At 71.2% G+C, this 16,354-nt stretch carries 14 protein-coding genes and 1 pseudogene; 5 read left to right on the forward strand and 10 right to left on the reverse strand.

The genetic code is table 11. From position 1 onward, the window contains the following. Positions 1-256: 256 nt before the first annotated feature. From AB0K07_RS12365 to AB0K07_RS12380, 4 genes are all read right to left on the reverse strand, one after another. Entirely contained in the window at positions 257-1,027 is a 771-nt protein-coding gene (locus AB0K07_RS12365; protein WP_363753908.1) for a DUF1223 domain-containing protein, read from the reverse strand. Positions 1,028-1,135: 108 nt separating this feature from the next. Beyond that, positions 1,136-2,713, reverse strand: a complete 1,578-nt coding sequence (locus tag AB0K07_RS12370; protein WP_363753910.1) for an MFS transporter — start codon at positions 2,711-2,713, stop codon at positions 1,136-1,138. A gap of 614 nt (positions 2,714-3,327) precedes the next feature. Beyond that, positions 3,328-4,353: a polysaccharide deacetylase family protein gene (locus AB0K07_RS12375; protein WP_363753912.1), complete on the reverse strand. Its 1,026-nt coding sequence runs from the start codon at positions 4,351-4,353 to the stop codon at positions 3,328-3,330. Positions 4,354-4,740: 387 nt separating this feature from the next. Next, on the reverse strand, positions 4,741-5,679 hold the full coding sequence (locus AB0K07_RS12380; protein WP_363753914.1) for an SDR family NAD(P)-dependent oxidoreductase: 939 nt from the start codon (positions 5,677-5,679) through the stop codon (positions 4,741-4,743). A 166-nt stretch (positions 5,680-5,845) separates the two neighbouring features. Between AB0K07_RS12380 and AB0K07_RS12385 the strand changes: the two genes are divergently transcribed. Then, positions 5,846-6,751 carry a LysR family transcriptional regulator gene (locus tag AB0K07_RS12385; RefSeq protein WP_363753916.1) on the forward strand — a complete coding sequence of 302 codons (906 nt, stop codon included), beginning with the start codon at positions 5,846-5,848 and terminating at the stop codon, positions 6,749-6,751. 171 nt (positions 6,752-6,922) lie between these two features. Here AB0K07_RS12385 and AB0K07_RS12390 read toward each other — a convergent pair whose 3' ends face one another. Then, entirely contained in the window at positions 6,923-7,849 is a 927-nt protein-coding gene (locus tag AB0K07_RS12390) for an acetamidase/formamidase family protein (RefSeq protein ID WP_363753919.1), read from the reverse strand. 111 nt (positions 7,850-7,960) lie between these two features. On the opposite strand from AB0K07_RS12390, the gene AB0K07_RS12395 reads away from it, so the two are divergent. Continuing rightward, on the forward strand, positions 7,961-8,797 hold the full coding sequence (locus tag AB0K07_RS12395; protein WP_363753921.1) for a peptidoglycan-binding domain-containing protein: 837 nt from the start codon (positions 7,961-7,963) through the stop codon (positions 8,795-8,797). Between the two features lie 85 nt (positions 8,798-8,882). On the opposite strand, the gene AB0K07_RS12400 is transcribed toward AB0K07_RS12395, so the two are convergent. The 4 genes from AB0K07_RS12400 to AB0K07_RS12415 all read right to left on the reverse strand — a co-directional run bounded on the left by AB0K07_RS12400 (position 8,883) and on the right by AB0K07_RS12415 (position 12,949). Further along, the gene (locus AB0K07_RS12400) at positions 8,883-10,301 is read right to left on the reverse strand and encodes a WGR domain-containing protein (RefSeq protein ID WP_363753923.1); all 1,419 of its coding nucleotides are present in this window, start codon (positions 10,299-10,301) and stop codon (positions 8,883-8,885) included. A gap of 162 nt (positions 10,302-10,463) precedes the next feature. Continuing rightward, on the reverse strand, positions 10,464-11,537 hold the full coding sequence (locus tag AB0K07_RS12405) for a hypothetical protein (RefSeq protein ID WP_363753926.1): 1,074 nt from the start codon (positions 11,535-11,537) through the stop codon (positions 10,464-10,466). 108 nt (positions 11,538-11,645) lie between these two features. Then, positions 11,646-12,443 (reverse strand): SAM-dependent methyltransferase, encoded by a 798-nt coding sequence (locus AB0K07_RS12410; RefSeq protein WP_363753929.1) that lies wholly within the window; start codon positions 12,441-12,443, stop codon positions 11,646-11,648. Positions 12,444-12,568: 125 nt separating this feature from the next. Then, on the reverse strand, positions 12,569-12,949 hold the full coding sequence (locus AB0K07_RS12415) for a YccF domain-containing protein (protein ID WP_363753931.1): 381 nt from the start codon (positions 12,947-12,949) through the stop codon (positions 12,569-12,571). 120 nt (positions 12,950-13,069) lie between these two features. Here AB0K07_RS12415 and AB0K07_RS12420 point away from each other — a divergent pair, with 120 nt between their 5' ends. Together AB0K07_RS12420 and AB0K07_RS12425 are read left to right on the forward strand one after the other, a co-directional pair. Beyond that, positions 13,070-13,690 (forward strand): TIGR03086 family metal-binding protein, encoded by a 621-nt coding sequence (locus tag AB0K07_RS12420; RefSeq protein ID WP_363753934.1) that lies wholly within the window; start codon positions 13,070-13,072, stop codon positions 13,688-13,690. Between the two features lie 90 nt (positions 13,691-13,780). Next, positions 13,781-13,975, forward strand: coding sequence for a hypothetical protein (locus tag AB0K07_RS12425; protein WP_363753936.1), 195 nt, complete (start codon positions 13,781-13,783; stop codon positions 13,973-13,975). Positions 13,976-14,006: 31 nt separating this feature from the next. Here AB0K07_RS12425 and AB0K07_RS12430 read toward each other — a convergent pair whose 3' ends face one another. Further along, positions 14,007-15,632: a glycoside hydrolase family 43 protein gene (locus AB0K07_RS12430; RefSeq protein WP_363753939.1), complete on the reverse strand. Its 1,626-nt coding sequence runs from the start codon at positions 15,630-15,632 to the stop codon at positions 14,007-14,009. A gap of 497 nt (positions 15,633-16,129) precedes the next feature. On the opposite strand from AB0K07_RS12430, the pseudogene AB0K07_RS12435 reads away from it, so the two are divergent. Continuing rightward, positions 16,130-16,279, forward strand: a pseudogene (locus tag AB0K07_RS12435) (carbohydrate ABC transporter permease); the annotation flags it as partial. Between the last annotated feature and the right edge of the window lie 75 nt (positions 16,280-16,354).

Here is a 16,354-nt window from a genome sequence, read left to right on the forward strand (position 1 = left end):
CGGCGTGCCGGCCCTCGCCGGCTCCGACACGTTGTCTGAATTGAGGAGAAGGTGCGATGAGAGAGCGCTCTCTCATCCGGGACGTTAATCGAGAGCCGTGACTCCCGTCAATGTGTCCCACGGGTTGCGTGCTGATGTCGCGATTTGAACGCCCGGCGACGAAGCCGGTCGTGCGCCGGGGGACCCGGAAACGTGCGCGGGAGTCCGCGACGCTACGACGACGGCTCCGCTGGTCGGCGCGGTGTACCAGCCGCCGTCATCCGGCCACGGCGGACAGGTCGATGGCCGTGGCGGCGACGATGGCCTTGTCACGGTCGTTCTGCACGTAGCCGAGCACCGTGGCCTGCCGAGGATCAAGATCCGGCGCCGTCTCCAGCTCCACCCGCCCACTCTCGGCGTCCAGACCCGACGACGTGAAGGCGCGCACCACATTGTCTTGCCGCAGCGTCCGCCCGGCGTTCTCACCCCGGGCGACCTCGCTCTCCAGGCCCCGCTCGACGATCGCCACGTTCAGCACCGTGCGCTCTCCCGGCCGCTCGGTCTCGTAGCCCAGCACCACCCGCTGCCCACCGCCCGCGCCGGCGGCGTAGTCCTGCATCGACAGTGTGAGCGGTGTGCTGGGCGCCGACGTCAGGGCGGACGCGATCGCGCTCGCCGCCCGGCGACGGTCGGAACCGACGAACTCGACGGTGCCGTTGACGACCATCTGCGGGGTGTAGAGGTGCCCGGAACCGAACGCCCGCGCGTACGCCTGCTGCCGCGCGGTGAACGCCGCGTCGGCGAACCGGTCGGGCCAGCCCAGATCGTCCCAGTAGTCGACGTGGAATCCGAGGGCGAAGACCGGCTGTTCCCGCGTCCGTGCGTCGCGCTCGATCTCGGTCAGCACCTCCTCCGCGGGAGGACAGCTCGAACAGCCCTGGGAGGTGAACAACCCCACGACGGCGAAGCCGCCGTTCGGCGGCGCGACGTCCGCCGCCCGCGGCGGCGATTCCGGCAGGCGGACACGATCCGACCCGGGGTCCGTCATGGCGCCTCCTCCGTCCGTGCTGCTGGCGGCTCTCCGATTCCCGATACGGTCACGACCATGCCTGCCCGGTGGCCGGCAACTCGGCACGGAAGCCGCTCGGGTCGTCCGTCAGTCGCCCCCGGAACGAGCGGGGGCGTCCCGCGTCGCGGGAGCGCCGTCGCCGTCCCGCCCCCGGGGGACGGCCGGACGTACCGCCGAGGGGACGGTGTGCGGCCTGCCGGGTCGCATGAGGACGGCCACGAGAACGCTGGCGAGGATTCCGACGGCTCCGGCCACGGCGAAGGTGGCCCGCACACCGGCCACCCCGGCGGCATGCGCCGCGCTGTCCAGTAGCTGCCGCGCGGCATCCGGGGCGGCGTGCAGCAGGCCGGGCGTCTGCCCGCCGGCGATGGCGTGCGCGACGTGCGCCGGGTCCGGAATGCCGCGGGCGGCCAGGGTGCTCTGCGCCTGGGCGGTGAAGACGCTGCCCAGCGCGGCGATGCCGAACGCGAAGCCCAGCTGGCGGGTGGTGTTGACGGCTCCGGCGGCCATGCCACCGCGCTCGGCGGGCACCAGGGACATGGAGACCGAGCCGAGGATCGGCGTCGCCAGGCCGACGCCGACGCCGATCAGGGCGAGCCCCGGCAGCAGCGCCGGCCAACTGGCCGAACCGTGCACGAGCGCTGCGGCGAGCAGGCTTCCGAGGCCGACGAACAGCAGACCGGCGCCGATCACCAGGTCCGGTCGACGGGCGTGCAGCACCCGCCCCAACGCCGCCGAGACAGCGAACGCGGTGACGGACATCGGCAGGCCGATGAGCCCCGCCGCGAGCGGACTCATGCCCAGCACCGACTGCAGCCAGATGGAGGTGTAGGTGAGCGTGGTGAAGGCCGCGAACGTCAGCAGCAGACCGGCGAGCAGCACCGCGACGAACGAGCGGTCACGCAGGAGAGCCAGGTCGAACATGGCGTGCCGGGTGCGAGCCTCGATCGCCACGAACCCGGCCAGCAGGAGCGCGGCCGCCACCAGCAGCCACCAGACGCCCGCACCGGACCAGCCCGCCTCGTTGGCGCGGATGAGTGCGTAGGTCGCACAGGCCGCGGCGGCGGTGAAGCTCGCCATGCCGGCGACGTCGATCCTGCCGCGGACCGCCGCGTGGGCGACGGGGAGCGTCCTGCCACACAGCAGGATGGCGACGACGCTGACCGGCAGATTGACCAGGAAGATCCAGCGCCACGACGCGCCCTCGGTGAGCAGCCCGCCGAGGAGCGGGCCCACCGCGGCCGAGGCGCCCGACACCGCACCCCAGATGCCGTACGCGCTTCCCCGGTCCCGGCCGGTGTAGGCGCTGTTGAGCAGGGCGAACGTGGTGGCGAACATGGCCGCCGCGCCGACGCCCTGTACGGCCCGCGCGGCGATCAGCGCGCCCGAGTTCGGCGCGACACCACAGGCCAGCGACGACACCGCGAAGAGCAGGAGCCCGACGACGTACGCCCGGCGGTGCCCCACCCGGTCGGCGATCGAGCCGGCGCCGAGCACCAGTGCGCCCAGCGCCAGGGCGTAGGCGTCGATGACCCACTGCAACGCCCGGAAGGACGCGTCCAGGTCGCCGACCATGTCGGGCAGGGCGACGATCACGATCGTGACGTCGACCAGGAGCATGAACGTACCCAGGCAGATCGTCAGCAGCGGCAGCCACTTGCGCATCCTGATACCTGTTCCTTCCGGGGCGGGGTGCCGCAGCGCGAACGTGGGCTGGTCGAGCCGACGCAACCAGCTCCCGCCCGGGTCCTGTCGCACAACCAGTGCGCGAACGGTCCCTGTCCAGCGAGGGATTCGAGCCCCTTCGAATCACTTGGTCGACCATTCGGCCGCCTGTTGACTGTGCCGGTCCCGGACCGCCCTGCGGCCGGACCCGAGGGAACGGAGGCACCCTTGACCATCCCGCGATCGCGAATCCTGGCGATACTCGCCGCGCTCGTCCTCAGCATGAGCGGGAGCGCGTTCCTCGCCGGCGCGCCAGCGCAGGCCGCGACCGGCACCTGTTTCGGGTTCCAAGGTCGGTGGTTCCGACCTCTACGGGGACGTGGCCATCAACGGTTCGACGAGGTACGGGTACGTCGAGGTCTACTACCGCGGCGGGTACAACTGCGCGCGAACCGTGTCGAGCTACGCCGGCCCCGTCACCGCCTACGCCAGCGGAGCGTCGCTGTCGCGGCCGGTGCTGCGGCCATCGGGCGGTGTGACTGACGATTCCGGGCACGTCATGCCGGGCAGGAGGATCCCTACCCGGCATGACTGCCGTCCGGAGTGTCCGGGTGTCAGGTGGCGGTGCAGGAGCGGATCTGTGGTCGGGCGCTGCTGTTGCCGTTGAACATCGTGGTGAAGCCGAAGGTGTTGCCGCTGCCGTTGGACCGCATGGTCAGGACGCTGCCGGTGCTGTCCCAGGTGGCGGTGCCGTTCCAGGTGGTGGTGGCCCTCTGCGGCGGGGTGATGGCCACGACCACGGTCCAGTTGGTGGCGCCGCTGACCGTCACCGAGGTGTTGTACCGGTCGCCCCAGACGTTGGTGGTCGTCGCTGTCGCGGTGCAGCTGCCGCCGGGAGGTGGCGGGGTGCCACCGCCGGGCGGTGGGTTCGTGCCGTCCGGCGCGACCGCCCGGCCGGTGGCGGGGGAGATCATGCCGGGGCAGAGGTTGCGGCTGGTCAGGTTGGCCATGATCTGCCCGATGGCGTCGCGGGTGTTCTGGATCCCGTCGTGCATGAGGATGACCTGGCCGGCCTGGAGGCGGCTGGCGTTGGACACGATCTGACTGACGCTGGCGCCGTTCCAGTCCTGAGAGTCCACGTCCCAGATCACCTGTCGCATCCCGAGCGACGAGGCGACGGACTGGAGGGTGGAGTTGGTCTCCCCGTACGGCGGTCGGAACAGCTGCGGTCGGCTACCGGTGGCCGATTGGATCGCCGAGCTCGTCTGGGACAGGTCGGACTGCATCTGCGCCTGGCTCATCGAGGTCATGTGGGCGTGGTTCCAGCTGTGGTTGCCGACCCACATGCCGGCGGCCACCTGCGCCTGCGCGGCGGACCGGTTGTTCTGGACGTTCTGCCCGACGTTGAACATCGTGGCCCGTACGCCGTTGTTGCGCAGCACGCTCAGCAGCGAGCTGGTGCTGCCGGTCGGCCCGTCGTCGAAGGTGAGGCCGACGTAGCCGTTGCAGACGGCGGCTCTTGACGCAGTCGCGGTGGCCGCGATGACGACGCCGCACATCGCGACGACGATGGCGAGGACGGACAGCGCCGCGGGTGGTCGCCTCGACCGCACGGCGGCGCCAGTGGAGACAGTGGTCATCTGGTGCCCCTTCTACCGGGCCCGGACACGCCCGGCGTGCGGGCAGCACGGTCCGGACACGGGGGTGTGAGTGGAGAGGTCGACCGCAACACCACGACGTGGATCGCATCGACCATTGTGGATCGGAGTATTGCAGCGGCGTTTCAGGGGCGTCAACAATTTCCGGAAGTCGTCCGGAAGCACCTGGGCGGCCGTCGGCACGGTGGGTCGCCCCGGTTGCGGCCCTCAGCCGCAGGTTGCGCTGGTCGATGTGTCGCCCCGCGTAGAGGGTGACCCCCGGTTGAATCATGCGGTCGGCCGCGGCGCACCGTGGCGAGGGCACCAGGACTAACTGGAACTATCGGTATCGATGTCGCCGGAGAGTCGCGTCCAGGGGGAAATGCCCGGTCAGCGGGTCCGCGCGTAGGCGAGCATGTCGAGCGACACCTGCCACAGTCGCTCGGCCGCCGCGGGGTCGACCGCGTGGTCGGCGACGCCCTGGAGCGGTGTCTCCGGGTCGTGGCGCGGCGCCTGGTGGCAGTCCTCGAAGTACCGGCCGCCGACGCCCTCCAGCGGCGGCCAGGTCGCGAGCAGCACGGAGGTGGCCGCGCCCTGCTGCGGGGTCTTGAAGTCGTACGCCGGAAGCTGCGCGAAGTCCGCCTCGGTGAGGTGGCGCCCCAGGTTCGTGGTGACCGCGCCCGGGTTGGCCGCGTTGACGGTGATGCCGTCGCCGGCCCAGCGCCTGTTCGCCTCCACCGCGAACAGCGCGGTGGCCGTCTTCGACTCGCCGTAGGCGAGAAGACGGTCGTAGGGGCGCTCACGGAAGTTGGCGTCCTCGAAGACCATCGGCGCCTGCACGTGTGCGATGGAGCTGAGCGACACCACGCGGGCCCGGCCGGCCGCCGCGAGCGCCGAATGCAGCCCGGTGGTGAGCGCGAAGTGGCCGAGGTGGTTGGTCGCGAACTGCAGCTCCCAGCCCTCCGCCGTCCGCGTCTCGGGGGTCGCCGACACCCCGGCGTTGTTGACCAGGATGTGCAGGGGCCCTTCCCAGGCGGCGACGAACGCGGCGACCGACCCCTGGTCGGAAAGGTCCAGAGGGGCGACCCGGATGAGCTGCCTCCCGGTGGTCGCGCGGATGTCCTCCGCCGCCTGCTCGCCGGCGGCCACGTTGCGTACCGCCAGGGTCACCTCAGCGCCCGCTGTCGCGAGCGCCCGGGCCGTCTCGACGCCGATGCCCGACGAGGCGCCGGTGACGATGGCGCGCTGGCCGGTGAGGTCGAGACCGGCGACGACGTCGCCGGCGGTGGATCGGGCGTCGAAGGGCGTGGTGACCCGCTGTGCATTCATGATCGGCTTCCTCGGATTCGTTGTCGCTTAGTCTCCGGCGGTGACGTCTGGGTCGGTACTGAGGTTTTGTCCGACTTCGGCGATCGCCGTGGTCCGAAACCCATCGTGCGCGGCAGCCTTCGAAGCGCCCAACACACGCTTCCTGGCATGGCTACAGTCTGTTCCTGTGACCACCCCGGAGCTGCGGCAACTGCGGTATTTCCTGGTCCTCGCGGAGGAGTTGAGCTTCACGCGGGCCGCCGCCCGCCTGATGATCGCCCAGCAGTCGCTGTCCCAGCAGATCACCGCTCTGGAACGCTCCCTCGGGGTGCAGTTGTTCGACCGCGACAGCCGCGGCACCACCCTGACCGACATCGGCGCCCTGTTCGTCCCGGAGGCTCGCGCCGTGACGGACCGTGCCGAGGAGGCCACCGCCATGGTGGGGCGGGCCCGGAGGGGCGAGGTCGGCACGCTCAACCTGGCCTTCCTCGCCACCGTCGCCAACCACCTCCTGCCCCCGGTGGTCCGGGCCGTGCGCGACCAGCTACCCGACCTTCGCCTGACGACGGAGTCCACCGGCATCGCGCCCCTGGTCGAGGGCGTCCTCGGCCGGCGCTACGACGTCGCGTTCACGAGGACCCCGCTCGTCCCCGGCCTGCGTTCCAGGACTCTGGCGACCGAACCGGTGTGCGCCGTCCTGCCCGAGGGCCACCCACTCGCCGAGCGCGCCGAACTGAAGCTCGCCGACCTGGCGGACGAACCGTGGGTGATGACCCCGCGCAGCTCCTGGGAACCCTGGCACCGCGCCTACGACGACCAGTTTCGCGAGGCGGGCTTCGTCCCGACCGTCGTCCAGGAGGAAGCCAGCGTGCAGAGCCTCCTCGGCCTGGTCGCCGCCGGAGTCGGAGTCACCCGGCTCGCCCGCTCGGCACGCAGCCTCCGCCGTACCGGCGTGGTGTTCGTGCCGCTGACCGGCGCGTTCGCGCGTACCGAGATGGTGTGGCTGCCGGGCAACACCGCACCCGCCCTGCACCGGCTCCTGGACGTGGTCACCGAACTCGCGGGTACGACCGACCTGACCGAGGCCGGCTGAGCTCGGCGGGAATCCAGCCGAAGTAGAGCATCCTGCTGTTCACGACGAGCTGCGGAGCGACGAGTTCGGTCACGAGGGGTCCTTCCGCGGGGCATCGAGTTGTAGTCGCGACGCTACGGAGAGCCCGATCCGGCGACAACGACGGATTGCTGACACGCGGGCGGCCGCTCCTCAGCGCAGGGCGTCGTCGCGGAGCACGGCGTGCGCGCCGACGGTCTGGTTGACGATCTGCGTCACCCGTACGTCGACCGCGACGCTGGCCAGCGCCACCGCGTCCGGACGGCTGACGTCGTACAGCCGCTGCATCAGGGTCAGCATCGAATCCAGGGCCATGAACGTGGCCTCGTCGAGGGTCGCTCCGACACCGAGCGTCAGCCAGGCGTCCGCGGTTCGGGCCACCGGGCCGGTGACCGGGAAGTCGTCGCGGACGTCGACGGTCAGCGTCACCTCGTCCATCGGGCACTCGATCGCCGTACCGCCGACCTCACCGTCGCCCTGCGCGGCGTGCCCGTCCCCGATGGAGAACAGCGCCCCGTCGACCGGGATCGGCAGCAGCAGGGTGCTCCCGGCGGTGAGGTCCTTGCAGTCCAGGTTGCCGCCGCACGGTCGGGGCGGAACCGTCGAGTGCCGCCCCGGCTCGGCCGGCGGCATGCCGAGCACGCCCATGAACGGACGCAGCGCGACCGTGTGGCCGTGCTGGTTGCGGCCGGTCATCGCCACCGGGTCCAGTGCCCAGTCGTGCACCACCCCTTCGTGCGCGACGCCGTACCGCTCGTTGAAGCCGCTCGGCCAGCCACCCGCCACGGTGGTGCCCCAGGTCGCCGGGACGATCGCGTCGATCCGCACCTCGAGGGTCTGACCGGCGCGGGCGCCGCGGACCGCGACCGGTCCGAGTAGCGCGTGCCCGTGGTCGGGCTGGTACTGCGGGACGCGCGGCCGCTCCCGGTTCGGCCCGCCGGGGTACGGGCCGGCCGACCACCAGCAGTCGAGGGTGCGGTACGTGACGGTGTCGCCCGGCTCGATGGTCAGCACCGGCGGGAAGTCGGGGGAGAAGTGACCGTGCAGGGTCTCGTCGCCCGGTGTGAGGGTGTGTCGCATCCAGGCAGGCTAGTTGCTGAGGCTTCCGGCCGGAGAAGTCTTCTGTCACCATCCATCGACGAATAGAAACTTTTCGTCATCCACGCTTCCGATCACCGCCCTGGAGGATCAGTGCTCACTCGGAGACACCTGCTGGTCACCGTCGCTGCCGCGACGGCGTCGCTGGCCGGCGCGGGGCAGGCCGCCCAGGCCGCGCCCGCCGCCCTTCCCGAGGTCAACATGGAGGCGCTCATCAAGGCCGCGCAGATCGACCCGCGCCGCGCCGACACGGCGATCACCGCGGGCAGCAAGGACAGCGTGCTCGCGGTGGAGCGAGCGTTGCAGGCTCGGGGTCTGCTGGCCGCCACCTACGTCGACGGCCACTTCGGCACCAGCACCGTCGCGGCGTACGCCGCGTACCAGCGGTCCCTGGGGTATTCGGGGCTCGACGCGACCGGCCTGCCCGGGCTGACCTCGCTGCGCCTGCTGGGTGAGCAGCGGTACACGGTGACGCTGCCGCTCTCGCCGGGCAGCACGGTGGCCTTCCGCGGGGTCACCGTGAACACACGTACCAGGGCGATGCTGCTGGAGGCGGAGCGGTTGCTGGGCGGGCAGGTGACCCTCACGCAGGGCTCGTACAGCTCCGGCAACTCGAGTTCCGCCGGCACCCACGACGGCGGGGGAGCCCTGGACATCTCGGTGAGCGGCATGTCCACCACCTACCGCACCACGGTCGTCAGACAGCTGCGCCGGGTGGGCTTCGCCGCGTGGCTGCGTACGCCGTCGCAGGGTGACTGGCCGTACCACATCCACGCGATCGCGCTGGCGGACACCGACCAGTCGGCCGCTGCGCAGCACCAGGCCGGGGACTACTACCTGGGTCTCAACGGGCTGGCCAACCGGGGCGCCGACGACGGGCCGGTCGTCACCCCCAAGCTGACCTGGGAGGAGTACCAGCGCACGACCTGAGCGGCGACGGACGGTGGTGGACCGGGTTGCGGCCCGGTCCACCACCGAGGGAACCGGGCGACGCGCCCAGCGACCGCACGGCCGCTCACCGCAGCCGGCGGATGTCGCCGTACGCCCGGTAGAACCCACCCCGGCCCGACTCCCGGACCTCGGTCACCAGGTAGCGGGCACCGGGCTCGCGGATGCCCTTGGGGAACTGCACCGACCAGTCACGGCGGTAGCCGTCGGAGATCACCTGGACGCGCATCCGCCCCCGGTCGTTCAGGCACTGCACCACCACACCCGCGCCGGCGTCGGTGGTCACCTCGACCACCGTCGGCTCCACGGTCCGCGGTGCCTGGCGGGGCGCCTTGACGTCGAGCACGTCCGGCACGTCGCCGACCTGGGCCGCCCGGATCGCCGGCTCGCTGGCGTCGATGCAGGCCAGGTGGCCGCCGGTGGTGACGACGTAGAGCCGATCGCCGTGGTACTGCATGGAGTACGCCGAGCCGCAGCCGGTGCCGAGCTTCCACAGCCGGGTGCCCGCCGCGTCGAAGCAGTAGATCGAGGACTGGCTGTCGCCGGCGAAGACGTACCGGCCGCCCTCGGCGGTGGCGCAGGAGAAGACCGGGGCGTCGCACCGGTAGCTGCGTTCGACCCGACCGTCCTTGGCCAGCCGCACCACCTCGCGGGTGCCCGTCCCGGCGAACACGCTGCCGCGCTCCTGCCACCCGAAGAGCACCGAACCGGTCCTGGTGTGCCAGAGCTCCCGGCCGGTACGCCAGTCGTAGCCGGTCACCCCCTGGGAGTGGCCGTGGTAGAGGGCGTCGGTGTCGCAGCGCACCATCCAGGCGGAACGGCCCCGCCCGGGCCGGCGCCAGAGGAACTCGTCCTCGTGGTCGATGGCGGCGATCCCGCCGTCGGCGTCCGAGACGCCCAGGACGCCGTCGTGGATGTCCAGCCAGTAGATGTCGATCTCGGGGGCGATCGCGTACGCGACCCGGGGCACCTTGCCGGAGAGGTCGTAGACGTTGCCGTCGTCGCAGCCCGCGTAGATCCAGGCGTCGTCGGCGACGATGCACTTCACCCCGTCGGGGAGCCGGACCTGGCTGCGCACCCGGGCGTCGTGGCCGAGGGTGGTGATCACGCCGTGCTCGTTGCCCACCATGCAGTGCTGCTCGTCGACGAAGATACCGAACGCGGGGGCACCGGAGTCGTAGCGCCAGAGCACCGGGGCGGTGCGGGCCGTGGAGCGGGTGCTGATGATCTGCCGCCGGGAGACGCTGCGCTTCTGGCGGACGCCCGGGACGGCCGGAGCGTACCCCTTGCGGACCTTCTCCCCGATCTTCTTCGCCGCGGCCGCCCGCGCGCGGGCGTTGTCCGGAAAGACGCTTGCCTTGACCTGCCCCTGGTCGCCGATCCGGCCGTAACGCACGGTCAGCGTGGCGTCGTCGACGACGACCTCGTAGAACTTGTGCGCTCCGTCCACTTCGGACAGTTCGAGGTAGGTCGTCTCCTGGGACATGGGGGCCTCCGAGGGGGTCAGCGACCGGCCCGAGGTGGCCGGCGCGGCGACAGTGACGACACGTTAACCACGCCCTCCGACAAGATCAGCTGTCGCCGCGCGCCCTGGCGCAACGCCGAAACGCGGCCGACCGATCCGGCCGGCCGCGCTCGGAGTCACCGATCAGTCGACGACCGGCCGTGCTGTCCTGGCCGCCTCGGCGAGTGCCGCCGCCGCCCCGGCGTACGGGTTGTAGCTGTAGGTGCGCGCCAGACCGGCCGGGACCGTGAAGTACTCGGCCGACAACTTCGCCGGGTCGCTGGCCAGCTCCCCACGGGCGGGAATGTCGTTGCCGTCGTCCCAGCCCCAGGGCGCGTTGGCGGAGTTGGTCGAGCAGCTGAAGGTGCCGGTGCCGCAGTCGCCGGAGGTGTCGCCGGCGAAGGTGCCGAGGCCGGCGAAGAGGCTCCCGTTGGCGCGCTGCGCCCACAGGCCGCCGGCGTCGAAGATGTCGATCAGTCGATACCGCACGTCGCGGTCGTTGCCGTTGCTCGGCGTCTCGGCGACGGTGGACGGGTAGTAGACCAGGCCGTCGCCGTTGATGGCGTACTGCGGGTAGGCCTTCAGGCCGTGGCCCTGCGCCTCCTGCGCCGTCACCGGGTGCTGGAACGTGTCGTGCGGGGACGCCTGGAGCTGCAGCGTGCCGTCGACGCTCTCACGCCCACCGGTCCAGGTGCTGCCAGCGGGCGTGTACGAGTAGAAGTCGCTGTGCGCGACGGTGACGGCTCCGCGCAGGACGCCGTAGGTGGAGCCGTCGCGCTCGATCGCGAACAGGACGCCCTCACCGTCGTTCTCGTGCTCCGTCTCGAAGAACGGGTGGTCCGTCCAGTCCCGAGGGTGGAAGAACAGGTAGGTGATGTACCAGTGGGTGCTGGTCTCCACCACCGAGTAGTACGCGTGCGCGGCGAGCGACGTCCCGGCCTGACCGGTCCGGTCCCAGTTGTTGCGCCCGTTCAGGTCACCGTCGAAGTCGACCTTGGTGATGTAGTCGGACTGGCCGCCCAGGGCGTGCGTGCCGGTGGCGTCGACGTCCTGGTAGTGGATGGGCGCCCAGCGAAGGGCGAGCTCGGCCCGGCTGACGGCGGCGCCGGCGGGCACTGGCGCCGCGAGTTGCGCCGCGACAAGCGCCGCCGCGGCGCCGGCCGCCGTCAGCGCCCTCGCCATCCAGGTTCGCCGGGTCCTGCTGCTTCTGTCGAGCATGCTGTGCTCCTGCGTCCGGTACGGATAGATCGCTATGGATCATCGTGGTACCGGACGCCCGGCGCGTGTCCGTGCGGCGAAGAAAAAATAGATGATATTCGAAAAGATTCAGGGCTTGCGGGCCACGGCGCCGTACGCGTCGATCCCCTTGGCGTCGGGCTCGTCCGGGCGCCACAGCGGGATCGGCACCAGACCGGGCTCCACCAACGTCAGGCCCGAGAAGCAGCTGTCGAGCTCCTCCGGGCTGCGCAGGATATACGGGACACCGCCGTTCTCCGCCAGCCGCTCGGCGCCGGACACCACCGCCGGGCTGGTGTTGGTGCCGTCCCACAGCACCAGGTGGCTGCCGGACGCGGTCGCGGCCATGGTCCGCCCGACGATCGAGCGCACCACGTCCAGGTCGGGCTCGTAACCCATCACGCCCATGAACATCACGGCGATGGGCTGGTCGAAGTCCAGCGTCTGCGCCGCCTCGGCGAGGATCTTCTCCGGGTCGTGGTAGTCGGCGGGCACGTAGGTGGTGACGCCCTCCGAGGTCGTGCTGGCCAGCAGTGCCCGCGCGTGCACGAGGACCATCGGGTCGTTGTCCACGTAGACGATCCGCGACTCGGGTGCGACCGCCTGGGCGACCGCGTGGGTGTTCTGCATGGTGGGCAGGCCGGTGCCGACGTCCAGGAACTGCCGGACGCCCGCCTCGGCGGCCAGATAGCGTACGGCCCGCACCAGGAACCGGCGGGACTCCTGCGCCATGACGACGATCTCCGGGTAGACCTGGGCCACGGCGTCGCCGGCGGCCCGGTCGGACTGGAAGTTGTCCTTGCCGCCCATCCAGTAGTTCCAGATCCGCGCCGCGTGCGGCACGTCGGGCTCAAGCTTCGCTGCGAGTTCGGCGTCCGGGCCGGCCATGCCAGGCTCCTATCGGAAGGTCGTCAGACTGTGGGCCACCGCTGCGGTACGACCGGCATCGTACCCGGGCGTCCACTGTCGACGTCCGCCCGACTGGCGCTGGGCACGCTCTCCCGGTGACGGCGTCACGGTGCGTCGACGACCTCGCGGCCGAGCGGCCAGAACGCGGCCGGGACGAGCTTGAAGTTCGCGATGCCGAACGGGATCCCGATGATCGTGACGCAGAGGACGATGCCGGCGACGATGTGGGACAGGGCAAGCCACCAGCCCGCCAGCACCACCCACAGCACGTTCGCCAGCCCGGAGGCGACGCCCGCGCCGGGCTTGGGCACCAGCGTGCGGCCGAACGGCCACAGTGAGTAGACGGCGAGACGCAGCGACGCGACGCCGAACGGGATGGTGATGACCAGGACGAAGCAGATCAGCGCGGCGATGCCGTAGCCGACCGCCAGCACGATGCCACCGCCGAAGATGAGCCACAGCACGTTCAACACGAAGCGGATCACTCTTCCAGCATGAGCGACGCTCGCCACCGGCCCGGTTCCGCTCAGCGCCGCGGCCGGCCGGGGCGTCCTGTCGGACCCCCCGGCTAGCGTGCGAACGACCCGTACCGAAGGAGTAGCGACATGCGCGACACCGCCACAGCCCCCCCGGATTTCGAGCCGGCGTCCCGCTCGTTGACGTCGCTGGTGCTCGGGGTCACCGATCAGCAGCTCACCGCTCCCACCCCGTGCGCCGGATGGGTCGTGGGTGACCTGCTCGACCATCTCGTCGGGCTCACCATCGCTTTCCGGATGGCCGCGGAGAAGGCTCCCGACGGCGCGCCGGGTGGCCCCGGCATCTCCACGATGGCCAACCTGGATCCGGAGTGGCGCACGGTTCTTCCGGAGCAGCTCGACCAGCTCGCTGCCGCCTGGCGCGTACCGAGTGCCTGGACGGGTGAGGCGGCCGCCGGCGGGGTCGTGCTGCCGGCTGAGGTCATGGGCCTCTTCGCCCTGAACGAGGTGCTCGTGCATGGTTGGGATCTCGCCCGAGCGACCGGTCAGGCGTACGACATCGACCCGCAGGCCGTCGAGTGGGTCCACGGTCTGGTGTCGCAGCAGGCGAGCAGCGAGGGCAGCCCGGGCCTGTTCGGGCCGTTGGTCCCGGTGCCGGCCGAGGCCGCGCTGCTCGACCGGGTCGTCGGTCTCACCGGCCGCGACCCGGCCTGGACCGCACCCGTGGCGTCCTGGCCGGAGCCCGCCTAGCACTGGGCGAGTTCCGGAATGCCGTAGTGCTCGTCGAGGACCTGCATGGCGGCGCCCGCGGCGATGGGTGCGGCGGTCAGCCAGTCGGCCATGAACATCGCGAACAGCCTGGGCGCGGCGCTGGGCGGCGTCGCCATCGCCGCCGGGCTCGGTTATCTCGCACCCGCCCGGGTGGGCCTGGTCCTGGCCGTCCTCGGGCTGGTGCTGGCCGGTGTCAGCCTCGCGGCCGACCGACGCTCGTGCGATCCCGAGCCCGAGCCCGAGCCGGTCGCCGTCGCGCGCTGACCCGTCCGGCTCAACCGTGGACCGAGGCTTGTCAGTGCTCCCGGTAGGTGGCCAGGTCGAAGTCGGCGTAGCCGCCGTCGCGGCCGAGGTCCTGCACCCACAGCCCGAGGAACGCTCCGGTGAAACCCCACGCAGCCGGCTCCCCGTCGATGATCAGCGCGGCGTGCTCGTCGGACAGGATGGTCGCGTCCAGGTCCACCGGAAGCTGGCACCAGCCCGCGCCAAGGTCGTAGTCGAAGCGCACGACCGGCCCGTCGAACGTCGCCCGCAGTCCGACCCGCGCGACACCGCTGGCGTCGACGGTCAGTTCGGGGTACGGGGTGCGCCGCCCGTTGTCGGAGCTGAGCAACTCCAGGACGGTCCGCCCGTCGTCGGCGCGGCTCAGGTAGAGGTGGTGCCAGTTGAGGGTGTTGTAGTAGGCGGTGATCCCGGCGAGCTGGCGGTGGTCGACCGGGGCGAACTCGACCTCGGTCTCCAGTGAGCAGCGCGTCGCCCCGACGCGCCGCGCGACCAGACTGGGGCTCTGTCGGCCCACCGGCGACTGCCCGCCGTGGATGCGCAGGTACGACGGACGGGAGCGCAGGTCGAGCCAGTCCGCGCTGGCCGGCCGGCGCAACGTCGACCAGCAGAGGCCCAGCTCCGGGGCGTCGAAATGGTCGGTGGCGGGCTCCGCGGGCCACGGATGTGGGGGCAGGTCGGGTGCGGCGACCTCCTCCGCCGGCACCCCGCCCGGGATCCGGGGCCAACCACCCGACGGCCAGTCGACTCGCTGGATCGCGGTCTCCCGGCCGAGCACACAGCTGCCCAGCGGCGAGTAGGGGCGGCCGACCAGGTGTGCCAGGTACCAGCCGCCGTCCGGAGTGCGAATCAGGCTGCCGTGGCCGGCCTTCTGCAGGCGCAGGTCGGGTCGGCCGACGGAGGTGAGGAGTGGGCCGTCCGGGTCCACCTCGTAGGGCCCGAACAGCTCCCGTGACCGCGCCACGGTGACCTGATGCTCCCAGCTGGTGCCACCCTCGGCGGTGATCAGCCAGTACCAGCCGTCGTGGCGGTAGAGGTGCGGGCCCTCGGTCATCCCGACCGGGGTTCCGGCGAACAGGAGGCGGGGTCGGCCGGCGAGGGAGCGCGCGGCCCGGTCGTACTGCTGGATCTCGATGCCGCCGAAGCGGTCCCGGCCGGGTCGCCAGTCCGCGCTCATGCTCAACAGCCAGGTGGTGCCGTCGTCGTCGTGGAACAGCGCGGCGTCGAAGCCGCGCCCGTGCAGCTGCACCGGGTCTGACCAGGGGCCGGCGATGTCAGGCGCGGTGACCAGGTAGTTCTGCGGATCCCAGTAGCCGCTGGCGAAGCTGGCCACGTCGCTGTAGACGAGGTGGAACTCGCCGTCGTGGTAGGTCAGGTCGGGTGCCCACACCCCGTTGGAATCGCCGCAGCCGCGCAGGTCGAGCAGGCGACGGTCGGTGATGATCCCGCCCAGGGCCCGCCAGTGCACGAGGTCGCGCGAGTGGTGTACGCGCACCCCCGGATACCACTCGAACGTCGAGGTGGCCAGGTAGTAGTCGTCGCCGACGCGCAGGATCGACGGGTCCGGGTGGAACCCGGCGAGGACGGGGTTGCGGATCGACCGGGCAGCGGTCGCCACGTCAGCGGTGTCGGTCGACACGAGGGCTCCTCTGGGCGGCTTTCGGAAAACTTCCGGAGTCTGCTCCCGGTGACGGTGGAAGCCCTGACTACGCTAGCCGCTCTTTTCGCAATTAGACAGAGACCTTGACCAGTGTGGAAACAACTCGTAGCGTCCCGGCCATCGATTGGTAATACCGGTGAAGCAGCGAAACTTCCGGAGATCCACATTCGAACCGCCGGCTCGACCGGTGTCCGCGCACCGTGAGTCCCTGAAGGGATGGATCATGACAGCGCACCTCTCCCGCAGAACCCTGTTCGGCCTCGTCGGCGCCGGCGCCGGCGCGTACCTGCTCAGCGCCTGCAGCGGCGACGAGTCCGGCGACCCGGACGCCCCGCAGACCATCAACTGGTGGCACATCCAGAACACCGAACCGATGCTTCCGGTCTGGGCGGCGATGGCCAACGAGTACAAGACCGCACACAGCAATCCTCGACGGATGCGGGCCCTTCGGGTTCTTCTGGTGGGTCCTGCTGCCGATGGCCCGTCCCGCCCTGGCCACCGTCTCCGTGCTCGCCGTCGTGACCAGCTGGAACAACTTCATGCTTCCGCTGGTCGTCTTCACCGACCAGAGCTGGTGGACCCTGCCCGTCGGAGTCCAGGCGTTCCAGGGCCAGTACGCCGACGACACCGCCCGGGTGCTCGCCTACGTCGTCCTGTCCATGCTGCCCGCCCTGGGCCTGTACGCGGTGGCGGAACGCCAC

Origin of the sequence: Micromonospora sp. NPDC049301 (assembly GCF_040678715.1) — a bacterium.
In the GTDB taxonomy this organism is placed as follows: Bacteria; Actinomycetota; Actinomycetes; order Mycobacteriales; family Micromonosporaceae; genus Micromonospora.